Source organism: Enterobacter sp. ENT02 (assembly GCF_019219165.1).
Lineage (GTDB): Bacteria > Pseudomonadota > Gammaproteobacteria > Enterobacterales > Enterobacteriaceae > Enterobacter > Enterobacter mori.
Genome location: NZ_JAHUWD010000009.1, coordinates 121212 through 138677, shown reverse-complemented (window position 1 = coordinate 138677; position 17466 = coordinate 121212). Strand labels below are relative to the sequence as shown.

Below are 17466 nucleotides of genomic sequence, written 5' to 3'. Positions count from 1 at the left end.
CGGATGCGTTCCTGGAGTACGGTCTGCCGCAAGTCCTGAGAACCGATAACGGTCAGCCCTTCGCGGGAACAGGGATAGCCGGACTAAGTCGTCTTGCCGTCTGGCTAATCAAGCTGGGCATCAGGCCGGAGCGTATCAGAAAGGGTCATCCGGAAGAAAACGGCCGCCATGAGCGAATGCACCGCTCCCTGAAAAGTGCGGTGAAACAGGGCAACACCTTCATGACGATGGAAGAACAACAGCGGTGGTTCAGTGACTACCGGGACGAATTTAACTACGAAAGGCCGCATGAAGCTCTGGCGGGTGCAACGCCCGGAACGGTCTGGCACCCCTCGAACCGACACTGGGATGGCCGTGTTCCTGAATACGCGTATCCGGAAGGAGGTACGGTCTACAGGGTGAAATCGCGGGGGACACTCTATATGGGGAAAAAGGGGACGGTGTTCCTGAGTGAAGCACTGACTGGCGAATACATCATGCTGGAAGAACAGGATGATGGCCTGGAGGCCATCATCTTTAATGGGATAACGCTTGCGTACTACGACCGAAAAACCGAGAGTGTGCTCCGGATAGACTGAAAAGTGTTACCTATGTTCCCGGTCTGATCTGTCACCTATGTATCCGGTCATACAGTCGCGCCACCGGGCAATTCAATTACACGCCGAACTCTTCCCGGTACGCACGTACCGCCGCCAGATGATCCGCCATCTCCGGCTTCTCTTCCAGATAGGCAATCAGGTCTTTCAGGGTGATAATCGACGTCACTTTGCAGCTGTAATCGCGCTCAACTTCCTGAATAGCGGAAATTTCACCGCGACCACGCTCCTGACGATCCAGAGAAATCAGGACGCCAGCAAGCGTCGCACCGTTGGCCTGGATAATCTCCATCGATTCGCGGATTGCCGTGCCCGCGGTGATCACATCGTCCACCAGCATGACGCGGCCCTGCAGCGCGCTGCCGACCAGATTCCCGCCTTCACCGTGGGTTTTGGCCTCTTTACGGTTAAAGCAGTACGGCACATCGCGGTCATGGTGTTCAGCCAGCGCCACCGCGGTGGTGGTCGCAATTGGAATACCTTTGTAGGCCGGACCAAACAGCAGGTCGAAATCAATCCCGGAATCCACCAGCGCTTCGGCATAGAAACGGCCTAACAGCGCCAGATCGCGCCCGGTATTAAACAGCCCGGCGTTGAAGAAATAGGGGCTCTTACGCCCGGATTTCAGCGTAAACTCGCCAAACTTAAGTACCTGCTTGTTAAGCGCAAACTCAATAAACTGGCGCTGATACGATTTCATGGATTCGCTCCTTTGGTTTTTCTGTCTTACAGGCAAAAAAAAGGCGACTCATTGGTCGCCTTTAAAATCAATTTTCTAACGCCGCTTTCTGCGTCGTTACAATGGATTCGATTCCCCCTCGGGCCAACGCCAGCAGAGAGAGAAGCTCTTCGTGGGTGAACGGCTCGCCTTCTGCCGTGCCCTGTACTTCAATGATGCGACCGTCTTCAGTCATCACCACGTTCATGTCGGTTTCGGCAGCGGAATCTTCAACGTATTCCAGATCGCAAAGCGCTTCACCGTTAACGATACCCACGGAAACCGCCGCGACCATGCCTTTCATTGGATTGGTTTTCAGCTTACCGGCCGCAACCAGCTTGTTCAGGGCATCCGCCAGCGCCACGCAGGCACCGGTAATGGACGCCGTACGCGTACCGCCGTCTGCCTGAATGACATCGCAGTCCAGCGTGATGGTAAATTCACCGAGGATTTTCAGGTCAACGGCGGCGCGCAGCGCACGCGCGATAAGACGTTGAATCTCCATGGTACGACCGCCCTGCTTGCCCTTCGCCGCTTCGCGGGCGTTACGGGTATGAGTCGCACGCGGCAGCATGCCGTACTCAGCGGTGATCCAGCCCTGACCCTGACCTTTCAGGAAGCGCGGAACGCCTTCTTCGATAGAGGCGGTGCACAGAACCTTCGTGTCACCAAACTCAACCAGCACGGAGCCTTCAGCGTGTTTTGTATAGTTACGGGTCAGGGTGACGGGACGCACCTGATTGGCGCTACGGCCTGATGGACGCATGATGGATTCTCCGGCTTGAAACGAATGTGGCTGCGCATTATACGGATAAAGGACGCTTATTCCTATCCTGAGAAGCCCCCGAAAGCTATAATCCCCCCATCTCTCCTTTAAAAACGGGAATGTCTATGATCCGCAGTATGACCGCCTACGCCCGGCGTGAAATCAAGGGTAGCTGGGGCAGCGCCACATGGGAAATGCGCTCGGTAAACCAGCGTTACCTGGAAACGTATTTCCGTATGCCGGAGCAGTTCCGCAGCCTTGAGCCTGTCGTACGCGAGCGTATCCGTACGCGTCTGACACGCGGCAAAGTGGAATGCAACCTGCGCTTTGAGCCTGATGCCAGCGCGCAAGGCGAGTTGATTCTTAACGAAAAACTGGCGAAACAGCTCGTGAATGCGGCGAACTGGGTCAAAATGCAGAGCGATGAAGGCGAAATCAACCCGGTTGATATTTTGCGCTGGCCTGGCGTCATGGCTGCCGGTGAGCAGGATCTGGATGCCATCGCCGCTGAAATCCTGGCAGCCCTCGACGGCACGCTGGACGACTTTATCGTTGCCCGTGAAACCGAAGGTCAGGCGCTGAAAGCGATGATTGAGCAGCGCCTTGAAGGCGTGAGCACCGAAGTAGCCAAAGTCCGCACCCATATGCCGGAAGTGCTGCAGTGGCAGCGCGAGCGCCTGGTCTCCAAACTGGAAGAAGCGGAAGTTCAGCTGGAAAACACCCGTCTGGAACAAGAGCTGGTGCTGATGGCGCAGCGTGTTGACGTCGCTGAAGAGCTGGACCGTCTGGAAGCGCACGTTAAAGAAACCTACAACATTCTGAAGAAGAAAGAAGCTGTAGGTCGCCGTCTGGACTTTATGATGCAGGAGTTCAACCGCGAGTCGAACACCCTGGCGTCTAAATCTATCAATGCAGACGTGACGAATTCAGCGATTGAGCTGAAGGTGCTGATTGAGCAGATGCGCGAGCAGATCCAGAATATCGAGTAGCTAAGTTATTTGGCATAGGAAATGTAATCAATCCTATGCCCTTTTCTATTTCTTTTTTCCTTGGGCGGCTTGAGCTGCTTGAGCTGCTTGAGCTGCTAAATAACTTTTTCTTACTGAACTACTTAATTTAATAAGCTCAAAAAACTCATCAATTTCTTTTTTAAGCTCAGGGTGAGAAGACACTTTTAAATCTATGACGTCAAAAAGGTATATAATGAAGTCATATATCCTGCGTTTACCCCAACCTATTTCAAGCATCGTCAAATCAATATTCATTCTTTTTACATTATTTTCATTAACATACTCCGCCTCAATTAATGAACTTTTCTTACAGGTTGCATAAAAACAATTTAAAATCTCATTAATTCCAGCATTACACTCAGTAATTATTTTATGAATATCCTTTATTTTTCGTTCATTTAGTATGTTGGTATATTCAAGTTCATTTAAAACAATTTTTTTGTTGAAACGCCTAAGTTTCATTGTGACATTTTTGATGAATTTGTCAGAAACTTTGTCTTTAAAACCGCCACTAATACTTGACTCTATAAAAATAGCCTTGTATAAACTATTGGGCCTAAGTATAATAAAAGGATTTTCCTGAAGGACTTTAATTTTAGAATTCGATTTCTCAGCAAGCGCTAAATTATTAAAGCAATCCGTGATATATTTCAGATGTGCGTAATAACCGTCTGATATATTTTTCTTTTCTGCCGTCTCTATTTGTTTTTTTGTCTGAATGGTTCGATGAATATTCGATATAAATACACCGAGTGTGGGTGTCAGTGCTAATATATAAAGCGGTATCTTACTAAATTCAAAAATGACATTAATGTTTTGAATCGATAATTCAATTTCGTTTACCTGCAAAATCTTAAATTCGATTATAGAAGCTGCAAGGAGAGGTAAAATAGTCCCAAGCCAAAATACCGGTTGCCGAGACAAGCTATCTTCACTAAGTTTTAGAAAGCTAAAAAACATTTTAGCTTGAGCAATAAAAAATGATTGAAAATTAAATTTTCTTAATTGTCTAAAAGTTAAAGGACTTGATGTTTCTTTAAAAAACCAATCGTTTGCAAGAGCAAGCAAAATGTAAAAAATAGCTAACTGAAATAATATCTCCATTTAAAATCACCATTTGTTTTTTTATGATTATATTTCACATATAAAAAACGAGCAACTGGTAATTGACTAAACCCTCTCATTTATTTACCTATTTATGAAGAAGAAATGATTTACTTATCATTACTTTTACTAATCTGATACTGTTCGCCTTAGAAAATCTCAATCGTGATCTTGCGCACAAATCGCTAACCTCCCCCGCGTTCACACCGGAGGGTATATGCTGCTTCACGTTCTTTATCTGATTGGTATCACCGCAGAAGCCATGACCGGCGCGCTTGCAGCCGGACGTCGCCGTATGGACACCTTCGGCGTGATTATTATTGCCACAGCGACCGCGCTGGGCGGCGGTTCCGTGCGCGATATCCTGCTTGGCCATTACCCGCTCGGCTGGGTTAAACACCCTGAGTACGTGATTATCGTGGCGACGGCTGCCGTGCTCACCACCATTGTGGCACCCGTTATGCCCCACCTGCGCCGTCTGTTCCTGGTACTTGATGCGCTGGGGCTGATCGTCTTTTCAATCATCGGTGCGCAAATCGCGCTCGATATGGGTGAAGGGCCGGTTATCGCCACTATTGCCGCCGTGGTCACGGGCGTATTTGGCGGAGTATTGCGTGACATGTTCTGCAAACGTATTCCCCTGGTCTTTCAAAAAGAGCTCTATGCCGGGATCTCCTTTGCCGCAGCGGTACTCTATATCGCCTTGCAGCATTACGTTTCGAACCATGATGTAGTGGTCATCTCGACGCTGCTGTTTGGCTTTACGGCCCGCATGCTGGCGCTACGTCTGAAGCTCGGGCTGCCCGTTTTTCACTACAAGCACAGCGCACACTGATGTCAAAATCCGTTGATGTGCTGTTCAGCGAGCCACTTCGCCAGCACGTCAACCTGAGGCGCGTGCATCCAGTTCATGATTTGCCGCGCTTTCTCCTCTCCAGTTCCCGGCAAGGTTTGCCAGTCGGCAGAGCTTCTCTGGCTCATTGCCTGCCACGATCGCCCATCGATAGCGTTCAGTGTCGATATGGATAGCGGAGCGCCCATCGCGCTAATCCAACGGATAAAAGGTTGTTCCCGTATCTGATTAAAACGATGCCAGAGCGCTAGCCCGCGCGCCGCAGAAAACCCCGGTGTGGCCTGAAGCTGCGCCTGTGTTAATAACAGCCATGAAAAGATATGTTCGAAATGATGAGCCTGCCAGAGCGTACGCCAGCCGGACTCCCCTAAACCTTCAATATCCAGCCCCTGTTTAGAACTGAGCCATGTTAGCCGGGCAAAAAACTGCTCCATACAGTTCGGCGAGGCATAAAAACAGCTTAATGAATGGTACTGCGAGTCAGGAGGCTGCGGTTTTTGTCTGTCCGTCCCTCGCCATACCACCTTATCCAGGCGCGGAATACCCTGTCCGGCGAGACTGATCAGCACCTGATCGCCTTTGGCGAGATCCAGTCTCTGCCAACGCCCAACCGAACCCAGACTGACTCGTCGCACCTGTTTATCATCCAGTCGCACAGGCTCAAGCCCTGCAACGACGGACACCTTGCCCGTTCGTCCTACAGAAAACTGGATATTCTTTACCTCAGCAAGTTGCGAAACAGGAGAATATTTCCACGCGACGACCCAGTTTCCTTCACCAGGCAACCAGCTCTCGCCTGCAGGTTCATCCTCCGAACGCACCACAATGCCATCCGTGGCAAAGGGTAATCCGGTCTCGTGCCAGGCCGCGCGCTGTTTTTCGACGGCATCAACAGATTCGGCGGGAAGCGTATACCGCGCTGAGAGCGAAAAACCGGCTTTATACAGCTCAACCAACGAAGTCTTCATATCTTTCGGCCCATCCGGCCAGGCCCAGATGAATACGCCGATCTTGCTCAGGAGCGCGTTATCCTTTTGCCGCATCATCGCACCCGCCACCTTTGCGCGAGCGTTCATTCCGCCCATCTGGCTCTGAATGTGGTTGCCTTGTAACCAGAAAAGTTCGCCCTGCAATACGCTATTCGCCAGCGTTCCTGTGAGCTTTTGCGGCACAGACGGGATTAAACGCACCTTCTCGGTCCAGTCTTCCCCTTTTAACCCATTTCCGCGACTGATAGCCTGGATTAACTTTCCGTCACGATAGACCAGCGTTACCGCCACACCGTCTACTTTAGGCTGCATCCAGAGGTTACGTCGGGCACGCATCCACTGTCTCAGTTCCTCTTCGCTGGTCACTTTGTGCACGCCCGTATGGGCAACAGGATGTTTTACGCTCCCCGTCAGCACGGGGAGTTTCTCTTCTGAAGGCTCGCGGCCAAAACACCGCTGCCACTGGGCTAACCGTGCGTTAAGCTGGTCGTACACGTCGTCATTAACATCGCTTACCCCCTGCTTCCAGTAGGCATCATCCCAGCGTTTGATCTGCGCGCTTAACGACACAATCTCTTTCTCTGCTTTTGCCTGCGACCACACCGGACACACCGCCGCGCCATAGCCACACCACAACACCAATAATCCGCTTATCCATCGCCACATTGCTACTCCTCCTTTGCGTTGCAGGAGGTATAACCTGATGATCGAAACAACGCTAACGGCAACATGTCGCTTTGCGAGGCGCTATCCAGGGTTTCTTTTTATTTCTGCAAACCGCAGATAAAACCGGAAAACGACACGCAAAAATCAATAATCCAGGGGAAAAAGTGTGACAAAGGCTACGTCACGGTGCGCCGACGTGTATAATAAGCCCGTATGTAGGACTTCTTCGTTAACACATACAAAAGACTCTCATGGCTCAAGGCACGCTTTATATTGTTTCTGCCCCTAGTGGCGCGGGTAAATCCAGCCTTATTCAGGCACTGTTAAAAACCCAACCGTTGTACGACACACAGGTTTCTGTTTCTCACACCACGCGGGCGCCGCGTCCGGGTGAAGTGCACGGTGAACACTATTTCTTTGTAGATCACGACGAGTTCAGAGCGATGATCGGCAGAGACGCGTTTCTTGAACATGCTGAAGTGTTCGGTAACTACTACGGCACCTCGCGTGAAACCATTGAGCAGGTTCTGGCAACCGGCGTAAACGTGTTCCTGGATATCGACTGGCAGGGCGCGCAGCAAATTCGCAAGAAAATGCCTGACTCGCGCAGTATCTTTATTTTACCGCCATCGAAAGATGAGCTGGATCGCCGCCTGCGTGGCCGCGGTCAGGACAGCGAAGAAGTCATCGCTAAGCGTATGGAACAGGCTGTTGCAGAAATGAGCCATTACGCGGAATATGATTACCTTATTGTGAATGATGATTTTGATGCCGCGCTGAGCGATCTCAAAACCATTCTTCGTGCAGAACGCCTGCGTATGAGCCGCCAGAAGCAGCGACATGACGCATTAATCACCAAACTGTTGGCAGACTGAACCCACTTTCAGTATCATGCCCAGTCATTTCTTCACCTGTGGAGCATTTTAAGTATGGCACGCGTAACTGTTCAGGACGCTGTAGAGAAAATTGGTAACCGTTTTGACCTGGTGCTGGTCGCCGCGCGTCGCGCTCGTCAGATGCAGGTAGGCGGTAAAGATCCGCTGGTACCGGAAGAAAACGATAAAACCACCGTTATTGCACTTCGCGAAATCGAAGAAGGTCTGATCAACAACCAGATCCTCGACGTGCGTGAGCGCCAGGAGCAGCAAGAGCAGGAAGCCGCAGAACTGCAGGCCGTAACCGCTATTGCTGAAGGTCGTCGTTAATTAAACCTGCGGGTCGCCCTTGTATCTGTTTGAAAGCCTGAATCAACTGATTCAAACCTACCTGCCTGAAGACCAGATTAAGCGTCTTCAGCAGGCGTATCTCGTTGCACGTGACGCTCACGAGGGCCAGACACGTTCAAGCGGTGAACCCTATATCACGCACCCGGTAGCGGTGGCCTGCATTCTTGCCGAGATGAAACTCGACTATGAAACGCTGATGGCCGCTCTGCTGCACGACGTGATCGAAGATACCCCTGCCACTTACCAGGACATGGAACAGCTGTTTGGCAAAAGCGTTGCCGAACTGGTGGAAGGGGTCTCTAAGCTTGATAAGCTGAATTTCCGCGACAAGAAAGAGGCGCAAGCCGAAAACTTCCGCAAGATGATTATGGCGATGGTGCAGGATATCCGCGTCATTCTCATCAAACTCGCTGACCGTACCCACAACATGCGCACGCTGGGCTCACTTCGCCCGGATAAACGTCGCCGCATTGCCCGTGAAACCCTCGAAATCTACAGCCCGCTGGCGCACCGTTTAGGTATTCATCACATTAAAACCGAGCTGGAAGAGCTGGGTTTTGAAGCGTTGTACCCGAACCGCTACCGCGTGATTAAAGAGGTGGTGAAAGCCGCACGCGGTAACCGTAAAGAGATGATTCAAAAAATCCTCTCTGAAATTGAAGGGCGCTTGCAGGAAGCGGGAATTCCGTGCCGCGTCAGCGGTCGCGAGAAACATCTTTACTCCATCTACTGCAAAATGGTGCTCAAAGAGCAGCGTTTTCACTCGATCATGGACATCTACGCCTTCCGCGTCATTGTCCATGATTCCGACACCTGCTATCGCGTGCTGGGGCAGATGCACAGCCTCTATAAACCGCGTCCGGGGCGTATGAAAGATTACATCGCCATTCCAAAAGCGAACGGCTATCAATCTTTGCACACCTCGATGATCGGACCACACGGCGTGCCTGTTGAGGTGCAAATTCGCACCGAAGACATGGACCAGATGGCAGAGATGGGTGTTGCCGCTCACTGGGCGTATAAAGAGCACGGTGGCGAAAGCAGCACGACCGCACAAATTCGCGCCCAGCGTTGGATGCAGAGCCTGCTGGAGCTTCAGCAGAGTGCGGGTAGCTCGTTTGAATTTATCGAGAGCGTTAAATCCGATCTCTTCCCGGATGAGATTTACGTTTTCACCCCAGAAGGCCGCATTGTCGAACTGCCTGCGGGCGCAACGCCGGTCGACTTCGCTTACGCCGTGCATACCGATATCGGGCATGCCTGCGTCGGCGCGCGCGTCGACAGACAGCCTTATCCGCTCTCTCAGCCGCTCTCCAGCGGCCAGACGGTAGAAATTATTACCGCGCCGGGCGCACGTCCGAACGCGGCCTGGCTGAACTTTGTCGTGAGCTCCAAAGCGCGCGCCAAAATTCGCCAGCTGCTGAAAAACCTCAAGCGTGATGATTCCGTCAGCCTGGGGCGTCGTCTGCTCAACCACGCGTTGGGCGGCAGCCGTAAGCTGGCTGAGATTCCGCAGGAGAACATCCAGCGTGAGCTGGAGCGCATGAAGCTTGCGTCGCTTGATGACCTGCTGGCAGAGATTGGCCTCGGCAACGCCATGAGCGTGGTGGTGGCGAAGAACCTGCAGCAAGGCGACACGACAGCGGTGCCGGCAACCACGCAAAGCCACGGACACCTGCCGATTAAAGGCGCGGACGGGGTGCTGATCACCTTCGCAAAATGCTGTCGTCCAATTCCTGGCGACCCGATTATTGCGCACGTCAGCCCGGGCAAAGGGCTGGTTATCCATCACGAGTCCTGTCGTAACATTCGCGGCTACCAGAAAGAAGCCGAGAAGTTTATGGCCGTCGAGTGGGATAAAGAGACCGCGCAGGAATTTATCACCGAAATTAAGGTGGATATGTTCAACCACCAGGGTGCTCTGGCGAACCTGACGGCAGCGATCAACACGGCTTCTTCCAATATTCAGAGCCTGAATACGGAAGAAAAAGATGGCCGCGTGTACAGCGCCTTTATTCGTCTGACCGCGCGTGACCGCGTGCATCTGGCGAATATCATGCGCAAGATCCGCGTCATGCCGGACGTGATTAAAGTCACCCGAAACCGAAACTAGGTTTATGAATTCACAACGTTATGCACGTATCTGCGAAATGCTCGCCAGGCGTCAGCCTGACCTGACGGTCTGCATGGAGCAGGTGCATAAACCTCATAACGTCTCTGCTATCGTTCGTACCGCAGATGCCGTCGGTGTGCATGAAGTGCACGCCGTCTGGCCGGACGGCCGTATGCGCAATACGGTCTCGGCCGCGGCAGGCAGCAACAGCTGGGTGTCTGTCAAAAATCATCACACCATTGGCGAAGCCGTATCGCACCTGAAAGGGCGCGGGATGCAGATCCTCGCCACTAACCTGTCCGCTAAAGCCGTAGATTTCCGCGAGATCGACTACACCCGCCCGACCTGCATTTTGATGGGTCAGGAGAAAACCGGGATCACCCAGGAAGCGCTGGATCTGGCGGATCGGGACATCATCATTCCGATGATCGGCATGGTCCAGTCTCTTAACGTCTCCGTGGCGTCCGCGCTCATTCTGTATGAAGCGCAGCGCCAGCGTCAGAACGCCGGGATGTACGAGCGCAGCAACAGCATGCTACCGGAAGAGGAACAGCAGCGCCTGCTGTTTGAAGGTGGTTATCCGGTGCTGGCTCGCGTTGCGAAGCAGAAAAAATTGCCTTACCCCCACGTCAACGCGCAGGGCGAAATTGAAGCCGATGCCGAGTGGTGGGCCACCATGCAGTACGCCGGGTAAGCGATGAAAGGCCGCCTGCTGGATGCCATCCCGCTTAACAGCCTGACGGGCGTGGGCGCGGCGCAAAGCAATAAGCTGGCAAAAATTGGCCTGCACACCGTGCAGGATCTCCTGCTTCACCTCCCCCTGCGTTACGAAGACCGCACCCAGCTCTATAAGATTGGCGATCTCCTTCCCGCCATTTACGCCACCGTTGAAGGCGAGGTTCTGAACTGCAACATCACCTTCGGAGGACGCCGGATGATGACCTGTCAGATCAGCGACGGCACCGGCATTCTCACCATGCGTTTTTTCAACTTCAGCGCGGCGATGAAAAATAGCCTGGCGACGGGCCGCAGGGTGCTGGCCTATGGCGAAGCCAAACGCGGGAAATACGGCGCAGAGATGATCCACCCGGAGTATCGCGTGCAGGGCGATCTCAGCACGCCGGAAATGCAGGAGACGCTCACCCCGGTTTACCCAACGACGGAAGGCATCAAGCAGGCGACGCTGCGTAAGCTCACCGATCAGGCGCTGGAGCTGCTGGATACCTGCGCCATTACCGAGCTGCTGCCGCCCGAGCTGGCGCAGGGCATGATGAGCCTGCCCGAGGCGCTGCGCACCCTGCACCGCCCGCCGCCAACCCTGCAGCTCAGCGATTTAGAAAGCGGCAAACACCCCGCCCAACGGCGTCTTATCCTTGAGGAATTACTGGCACATAACCTGAGCATGCTGGCGCTTCGCGCGGGCGCGCAGCGTTTCCACGCCCAGCCCTTAAGCCCGCGTGATGAGCTCAAAGATAAGCTGCTGGCCTCGCTGCCGTTTAAACCCACCGGCGCGCAGGCGCGCGTCACCGCCGAAATCGAACGCGATATGGCGCTCGACGTGCCGATGATGCGCCTGGTGCAGGGCGACGTAGGCTCCGGTAAAACGCTGGTCGCCGCCCTGGCGGCCCTGCGCGCGATTGCCCACGGCAAGCAGGTGGCGCTGATGGCGCCGACCGAGCTGCTGGCTGAACAGCACGCCAACAATTTCCGCGCCTGGTTTGCGCCGCTGGGAATTGAAGTGGGCTGGCTTGCCGGGAAGCAAAAAGGCAAAGCGCGCCTTGCGCAACAGGAGGCTATTGCCAGCGGGCAGGTGCAGATGATTGTCGGCACGCACGCCATCTTCCAGGAGCAGGTGCAGTTTAACGGTCTTGCGCTGGTGATTATCGACGAGCAGCACCGCTTCGGCGTGCATCAGCGTCTGGCTCTGTGGGAAAAAGGGCTGCAGCAGGGCTTCCACCCGCATCAGCTGATCATGACCGCTACGCCGATCCCGCGCACCCTGGCGATGACCGCCTATGCCGATCTGGATACCTCCACCATCGACGAACTGCCGCCGGGCCGTACGCCGGTCACCACGGTCGCGATTCCTGACACGCGCCGCAGCGATATCATCGACCGCGTGCGCAACGCCTGCACCCACGAAGGCCGTCAGGCCTACTGGGTCTGTACGCTGATTGAAGAGTCTGAACTGCTGGAAGCGCAGGCTGCCGAAGCCACGTGGGAAGAGCTTAAGCTGGCGCTGCCGGAGCTGAACGTCGGTCTGGTGCACGGACGCATGAAGCCCGCCGAAAAACAGGCGGTGATGCAGTCGTTCAAACAAGGTGATTTGCATCTGCTGATCGCCACCACGGTGATCGAAGTCGGCGTGGACGTCCCGAATTCCAGCCTGATGATCATCGAAAACCCGGAGCGTCTCGGCCTTGCCCAACTCCACCAGCTGCGCGGGCGCGTCGGCCGTGGCGCGGTAGCGTCCCACTGCGTACTGCTCTACAAAGCCCCGCTCTCAAAAACCGCCCAGATGCGGTTGCAGGTGCTGCGCGACAGCAACGACGGTTTTGTGATTGCGCAAAAAGACCTGGAGATCCGCGGCCCGGGCGAACTGCTGGGCACGCGTCAGACGGGGAACGCGGAATTCAAAGTGGCGGATTTGCTACGCGATCAGGCGATGATCCCCGAAGTTCAGCGCCTCGCCCGCCATATTCATGAACGCTACCCCGAACAGGCGGCAGCGTTAATTGAGCGCTGGATGCCGGAAACTGAACGCTACTCCAACGCCTGATTTCAGGCAAACATCGGCAGCATCAGGTACAGCTTAATCACCAGCGCGTTGACGATATCAATAAAGAACGCCCCGACCATCGGGACCACCAGAAACGCCATGTGCGATGGCCCGAACCGTTCGGTGATCGCCTGCATGTTGGCGATAGCCGTTGGGGTAGCCCCCAGACCAAATCCGCAGTGACCCGCCGCCAGCACCGCCGCATCGTAGTTTTTGCCCATCATGCGCCAGGTCACGAACATGGCGTACAACGCCATAAACAGCGCCTGCACCGCCAGTATCGCCACCATCGGCAGCGCCAGCGAGGCCAGCTCCCACAGTTTGAGGCTCATCAGCGCCATCGCCAGGAACAACGACAGGCAGACGTTGCCGAGCACCGATACCGCCCGTTCAAACACGCGGTAGAAGCCCATCAGCGCCAGACCGTTGCTCAGGATCACCCCGATAAACAGCACGCAAACAAACGTCGGGAGTTCAAACGCTGAGCCCGCCAGCCATTGCGCAACCACTTTGCCCACGGTCAGGCAGATGGCGATCATCGCGATGGTTTCAATCAGCACCAGCGAGGTAATGCTGCGCCCGACGTCCGGTTTTTCGAACGCGGTCGGCACCAGCTCATCGTCAGGCCTGCCGTTCGGCGTGGTGGAGTGTTTAACCAGATAACGCGCCACCGGGCCGCCAATCAGGCCACCCAGCACCAGACCAAAGGTCGCACAGGCCATCGCCACCTCCGTCGCGTTTTCAAACCCATAGCGCTCGATGAACAGCTTACTCCAAGCGGCTCCGGTACCGTGACCGCCAGAAAGGGTAATCGACCCCGCCAGCAGTCCCATCAGCGGATCCAGCCCCAGCAGCGTCGCCATCCCGATGCCGATGGCGTTTTGCATCAGCAGCAGCCCCACCACCACAATCAGGAATACGCCGAGCACTTTACCGCCCGCCCGCAAGCTCGCCAGGTTGGCGTTCAGGCCGATGGTGGCAAAGAAGGCCAGCATCAGCGGGTCTTTCAGGGACATATCAAAATCGATTTCCCAGCCCATGCTTTTTTTCAGTATCAGCAGGGCCAGCGCCACCAGCAGGCCACCGGCGACAGGTTCAGGAATGGTGTATTTCTTCAGAAGGGAAACGCTATGTACCAGCTTACGGCCAAGCAGTAAGACCAGCGTTGCGGCAACAAGTGTCGACAACGTATCGAGATGAATCATAGAAGGCTCCTGTTTTGCGCGTGTTCCATACACACGCGGCGTTATCCTGGGCCGGTTTGCGCTCGTCATGAGCTCCCGGCGAAAAAAGTGTAATTTTTTTTCCCGATGGAGAGTAGAAAACCTGCGCGCAGCGGCAGAATTTCTTCCCTTTTTTTGCTGGCAATCGTTTGCTTTTACCAGGTGGTCAGATAAAATGCCCGCTTTTCCACCGTGGGATTGCCGCCGATGTCCGTTAACACCATAGAGTCGCCTGATGCGCAACCGATTGCGCAGAAGCAAAATAGCGAACTGATTTACCGCCTTGAAGACCGCCCGCCGCTGCCGCAAACGCTTTTCGCCGCCTGCCAGCATCTTCTGGCGATGTTTGTTGCGGTGATCACCCCGGCGCTGCTGATCTGCCAGGCGCTCGGTTTACCGGCGCAGGACACGCAGCACATTATCAGCATGTCTCTTTTTGCCTCCGGCGTCGCCTCTATTATTCAAATTAAAGCCTGGGGTCCGGTAGGGTCGGGATTATTGTCGATTCAGGGCACCAGCTTTAACTTCGTGGCACCGCTAATCATGGGCGGTACGGCGCTGAAAACCGGTGGGGCGGATGTTCCAACCATGATGGCGGCGCTGTTCGGCACGCTGATGCTGGCCAGCTGCACGGAGATGGTGATCTCCCGCGTTCTGCACCTGGCGCGTCGCGTCATCACCCCGCTGGTTTCCGGCGTGGTCGTAATGATTATCGGCCTGTCGCTGATTCAGGTGGGCCTGACGTCCATCGGCGGCGGTTATGCGGCAATGAGCGACCACACCTTCGGCGCGCCGAAAAACCTGCTGCTGGCAGGCGTGGTGTTGGCAATCATCATTCTGCTTAACCGTCAGCGTAACCCTTACCTGCGCGTGGCCTCGCTGGTTATCGCGATGGCGGCCGGTTACCTGATGGCCTGGGCGCTGGATATGCTGCCGCAAAATACCGCACCGACGAATGCCGCGCTGATCACTATCCCAACGCCGCTCTATTACGGACTGGGCATTGACTGGGGCCTGCTGCTGCCGCTGATGCTGGTCTTTATGATCACCTCTCTGGAGACCATCGGCGACATCACCGCTACCTCGGACGTCTCTGAGCAGCCGGTGTCCGGCCCGCTGTACATGAAGCGTCTGAAAGGTGGCGTGCTGGCGAACGGCCTGAACTCGTTTGTCTCTGCCGTATTCAACACCTTCCCGAACTCCTGCTTCGGTCAGAACAACGGCGTGATCCAGCTGACCGGCGTGGCCAGCCGCTACGTCGGGTTTGTGGTGGCGCTGATGCTGATCGTCCTCGGCCTGTTCCCGGCGGTAAGCGGCTTTGTGCAGCACATCCCTGAGCCGGTGCTGGGCGGCGCGACGCTGGTGATGTTCGGCACTATCGCGGCCTCCGGCGTGCGTATCGTCTCCCGCGAGCCGCTGAACCGCCGAGCGATCATGATTATCGCCCTGTCGCTGGCGGTCGGTCTGGGCGTTTCTCAGCAGCCTCTGATCCTGCAGTTTGCGCCTGACTGGGTGAAAAACCTGCTCTCTTCCGGCATTGCCGCGGGCGGTATCACCGCTATCGTTCTGAACCTCGTTTTCCCGCCTGAGAAAAATTGATTTCTCTCACGGCAGGCTGTCAAGGCCTGCCGTGACATCTCTTTACACCATTCCCGCCTTGAGCATTGCGCATAAATCGTGCATAACTCCTTTATGTGCGTTTTGCGGGATGGAAGACCATGAAATTTATTGGAAAGCTGATCATCTATCTTCTGTTAGCTCTGCTTGTGGTAGTGCTGGCATTCTATATTTTGCTCCAGACCCGCTGGGGCGCGTCGCAGGTCAGCAATTGGGTTACGGTAAATACCGATTACGAACTCAACTTTGACCTGATGGATCACCGCTTTTCATCCCCTTCTCACCTCATTCTGGAAAATGTCACCTTTGGTCGTGACGGCAAACCCGCCACCCTGGTGGCCAAAAAAGTCGATATCGGTTTAAGCAGCCGTCAGGTAACCGATCCGCTGCATATGGACACCATTACCCTGTTCGATGGCACGCTGAACCTCTCTCCGCAAACTGCGCCGCTGCCTTTCCAGGCGGACCGTTTGCAGCTAAACAACATGGCCTTTAACAGCCCGAATACCGAATGGGACCTGAGCGCGCAGAAAGTCACAGGCGGCGTCAGTCCGTGGCAGCCAGAGGCGGGCAACGTCCTGGGCAAAAATGCTCAGATCCAGATGAGCGCAGGCTCGCTCACCCTGAACGGCGTCCCGGCCAGCAATGTCCTGATTCAGGGACAGCTCAACGGTAAAGAGGTGGTGCTGAGCACCATTGGCGCGGATATGGCGCGCGGCTCGCTCACCGGCTCCGCCCTGCGTAACGCTGACGGCAGCTGGATTATCGACAGCATGCGTCTGAATGAGATCCGCCTGCAAAGCGATAAATCGCTGATGGATTTCTTTGCTCCCATCACCACGCTCCCTTCCCTGCAGATTGGTCGGCTGGAAGTGACCGACGCGCGCCTGCAGGGGCCGGACTGGGCGGTGACGGACCTTGATTTGAGCTTGCGTAACCTGACTCTCAGCAAAGGCGACTGGCAGAGCCAGGAAGGGCGTTTGTCTATGAACGCGAGCGAGTTTATCTACGGCTCGCTACATCTGTTCGACCCGATCCTGAACGCTGAATTCTCCCCGCAAGGTATCGCGCTGCGCCAGTTCACCTCTCGCTGGGAAGGCGGGATGGTACGCACCTCCGGCAACTGGCTGCGCGACGGCAAAGCGCTGGTGCTGGATGATGCCGCCATCGCCGGGCTGGAATACACCCTGCCTGAAAACTGGAAAACGCTGTGGATGGATCCACTGCCGGAATGGCTGAACAGCGTGACGCTAAAAAAATTTGGCCTGAGCCGCAATCTGGTGATCGACATCGATCCTGCTTTCCCATGGCAGATCACCTCTCTGGACGGCTATGGTGCAAATCTGCAGCTGGCGAAAGACCGCCAGTGGGGCGTCTGGGGCGGCAGCGCAACATTGAACGGTGCGGCCGCGACCTTTAATCGCGTGGACGTACGCCGTCCGTCGCTCGCGCTGAATGCGAACGCTGCCACGGTGAACATTACCGACCTGAGCGCGTTTACCGAGAAAGGTATTCTGGAAGCCACGGCGACGGTTTCACAACTTCCGCAGCGGCAGACCACGGTGAGCCTGAACGGGCGCGGCGTGCCGCTCAACGTGCTGCAGCAGTGGGGCTGGCCTGCTTTGCCGATCACGGGCGACGGCAATATTCAGCTCACCGCCAGCGGCAGCGTGCAGGCGAATGCCCCGTTGAAGCCAACGGTGAACGGCAAGCTGAACGCAGTGAATATGGATAAACAGCAGGTGCAGCAGACTATGACGGGCGGTGTGGTTTCAACACCGGTGCAATAAACAAGCCGGGTGGCGG

General features: G+C 55.0%; 15 protein-coding genes. 10 read left to right on the top strand and 5 right to left on the bottom strand.

Annotation, left to right across the window (positions count from 1 at the left end):
- Positions 1 to 578, top strand: a 578-nt coding sequence (locus tag KW829_RS20770; protein ID WP_218308985.1) for an integrase core domain-containing protein, incomplete at its 5' end; no start/stop codon positions are given.
- Positions 579 to 654: 76 nt separating this feature from the next.
- On the opposite strand, the gene pyrE is transcribed toward KW829_RS20770, so the two are convergent.
- Positions 655 to 1296: an orotate phosphoribosyltransferase gene (gene pyrE, locus KW829_RS20765; protein WP_010426430.1), complete on the bottom strand. Its 642-nt coding sequence runs from the start codon at positions 1294 to 1296 to the stop codon at positions 655 to 657.
- A gap of 67 nt (positions 1297 to 1363) precedes the next feature.
- The gene (rph, locus tag KW829_RS20760) at positions 1364 to 2080 is read right to left on the bottom strand and encodes a ribonuclease PH (protein ID WP_010426431.1); all 717 of its coding nucleotides are present in this window, start codon (positions 2078 to 2080) and stop codon (positions 1364 to 1366) included.
- Positions 2081 to 2205: 125 nt separating this feature from the next.
- On the opposite strand from rph, the gene KW829_RS20755 reads away from it, so the two are divergent.
- Positions 2206 to 3069, top strand: a complete 864-nt coding sequence (locus tag KW829_RS20755) for a YicC/YloC family endoribonuclease (protein WP_010426433.1) — start codon at positions 2206 to 2208, stop codon at positions 3067 to 3069.
- Positions 3070 to 3114: 45 nt separating this feature from the next.
- On the opposite strand, the gene KW829_RS20750 is transcribed toward KW829_RS20755, so the two are convergent.
- Positions 3115 to 4194 carry a hypothetical protein gene (locus KW829_RS20750; protein ID WP_218308983.1) on the bottom strand — a complete coding sequence of 360 codons (1080 nt, stop codon included), beginning with the start codon at positions 4192 to 4194 and terminating at the stop codon, positions 3115 to 3117.
- 217 nt (positions 4195 to 4411) lie between these two features.
- Here KW829_RS20750 and KW829_RS20745 point away from each other — a divergent pair, with 217 nt between their 5' ends.
- The gene (locus KW829_RS20745; RefSeq protein WP_010426435.1) at positions 4412 to 5029 is read left to right on the top strand and encodes a trimeric intracellular cation channel family protein; all 618 of its coding nucleotides are present in this window, start codon (positions 4412 to 4414) and stop codon (positions 5027 to 5029) included.
- 2 nt (positions 5030 to 5031) lie between these two features.
- Here KW829_RS20745 and ligB read toward each other — a convergent pair whose 3' ends face one another.
- Complete coding sequence (gene ligB / locus KW829_RS20740; RefSeq protein WP_172701454.1) at positions 5032 to 6702, bottom strand: NAD-dependent DNA ligase LigB; 1671 nt, start codon at positions 6700 to 6702, stop codon at positions 5032 to 5034.
- A gap of 251 nt (positions 6703 to 6953) precedes the next feature.
- Between ligB and gmk the strand changes: the two genes are divergently transcribed.
- From gmk to recG, 5 genes are read left to right on the top strand one after another with little or no spacing between them, the layout of a single operon-like run.
- Positions 6954 to 7577 (top strand): guanylate kinase, encoded by a 624-nt coding sequence (gmk, locus tag KW829_RS20735; RefSeq protein ID WP_010426438.1) that lies wholly within the window; start codon positions 6954 to 6956, stop codon positions 7575 to 7577.
- Positions 7578 to 7631: 54 nt separating this feature from the next.
- On the top strand, positions 7632 to 7907 hold the full coding sequence (gene rpoZ, locus KW829_RS20730; RefSeq protein WP_000135058.1) for a DNA-directed RNA polymerase subunit omega: 276 nt from the start codon (positions 7632 to 7634) through the stop codon (positions 7905 to 7907).
- A 19-nt stretch (positions 7908 to 7926) separates the two neighbouring features.
- On the top strand, positions 7927 to 10041 hold the full coding sequence (gene spoT, locus KW829_RS20725; protein ID WP_213330097.1) for a bifunctional GTP diphosphokinase/guanosine-3',5'-bis pyrophosphate 3'-pyrophosphohydrolase: 2115 nt from the start codon (positions 7927 to 7929) through the stop codon (positions 10039 to 10041).
- 4 nt (positions 10042 to 10045) lie between these two features.
- A complete protein-coding gene (trmH, locus tag KW829_RS20720; RefSeq protein WP_024906644.1) occupies positions 10046 to 10735 on the top strand; it encodes a tRNA (guanosine(18)-2'-O)-methyltransferase TrmH in 690 nt (229 codons plus the stop codon).
- A 3-nt stretch (positions 10736 to 10738) separates the two neighbouring features.
- A complete protein-coding gene (gene recG, locus KW829_RS20715; protein WP_218308981.1) occupies positions 10739 to 12820 on the top strand; it encodes an ATP-dependent DNA helicase RecG in 2082 nt (693 codons plus the stop codon).
- Between the two features lie 2 nt (positions 12821 to 12822).
- On the opposite strand, the gene gltS is transcribed toward recG, so the two are convergent.
- The gene (gene gltS / locus KW829_RS20710) at positions 12823 to 14025 is read right to left on the bottom strand and encodes a sodium/glutamate symporter (RefSeq protein WP_089598284.1); all 1203 of its coding nucleotides are present in this window, start codon (positions 14023 to 14025) and stop codon (positions 12823 to 12825) included.
- A 225-nt stretch (positions 14026 to 14250) separates the two neighbouring features.
- On the opposite strand from gltS, the gene KW829_RS20705 reads away from it, so the two are divergent.
- Together KW829_RS20705 and KW829_RS20700 are read left to right on the top strand one after the other, a co-directional pair.
- Complete coding sequence (locus KW829_RS20705; protein WP_042714436.1) at positions 14251 to 15642, top strand: NCS2 family protein; 1392 nt, start codon at positions 14251 to 14253, stop codon at positions 15640 to 15642.
- Positions 15643 to 15761: 119 nt separating this feature from the next.
- Positions 15762 to 17450: an AsmA family protein gene (locus KW829_RS20700; protein WP_218308978.1), complete on the top strand. Its 1689-nt coding sequence runs from the start codon at positions 15762 to 15764 to the stop codon at positions 17448 to 17450.
- Positions 17451 to 17466 lie beyond the last annotated feature (16 nt).

Coding starts and splice junctions, on each gene's coding strand:
- pyrE (WP_010426430.1), bottom strand. CDS start 1,296: ATGAAATCGTATCAGCGCCAGTTTATTGAGTTTGCGCTTAACAAGCAG.
- rph (WP_010426431.1), bottom strand. CDS start 2,080: ATGCGTCCATCAGGCCGTAGCGCCAATCAGGTGCGTCCCGTCACCCTG.
- KW829_RS20755 (WP_010426433.1), top strand. CDS start 2,206: ATGATCCGCAGTATGACCGCCTACGCCCGGCGTGAAATCAAGGGTAGC.
- KW829_RS20750 (WP_218308983.1), bottom strand. CDS start 4,194: ATGGAGATATTATTTCAGTTAGCTATTTTTTACATTTTGCTTGCTCTT.
- KW829_RS20745 (WP_010426435.1), top strand. CDS start 4,412: ATGCTGCTTCACGTTCTTTATCTGATTGGTATCACCGCAGAAGCCATG.
- ligB (WP_172701454.1), bottom strand. CDS start 6,702: ATGTGGCGATGGATAAGCGGATTATTGGTGTTGTGGTGTGGCTATGGC.
- gmk (WP_010426438.1), top strand. CDS start 6,954: ATGGCTCAAGGCACGCTTTATATTGTTTCTGCCCCTAGTGGCGCGGGT.
- rpoZ (WP_000135058.1), top strand. CDS start 7,632: ATGGCACGCGTAACTGTTCAGGACGCTGTAGAGAAAATTGGTAACCGT.
- trmH (WP_024906644.1), top strand. CDS start 10,046: ATGAATTCACAACGTTATGCACGTATCTGCGAAATGCTCGCCAGGCGT.
- recG (WP_218308981.1), top strand. CDS start 10,739: ATGAAAGGCCGCCTGCTGGATGCCATCCCGCTTAACAGCCTGACGGGC.
- gltS (WP_089598284.1), bottom strand. CDS start 14,025: ATGATTCATCTCGATACGTTGTCGACACTTGTTGCCGCAACGCTGGTC.
- KW829_RS20705 (WP_042714436.1), top strand. CDS start 14,251: ATGTCCGTTAACACCATAGAGTCGCCTGATGCGCAACCGATTGCGCAG.
- KW829_RS20700 (WP_218308978.1), top strand. CDS start 15,762: ATGAAATTTATTGGAAAGCTGATCATCTATCTTCTGTTAGCTCTGCTT.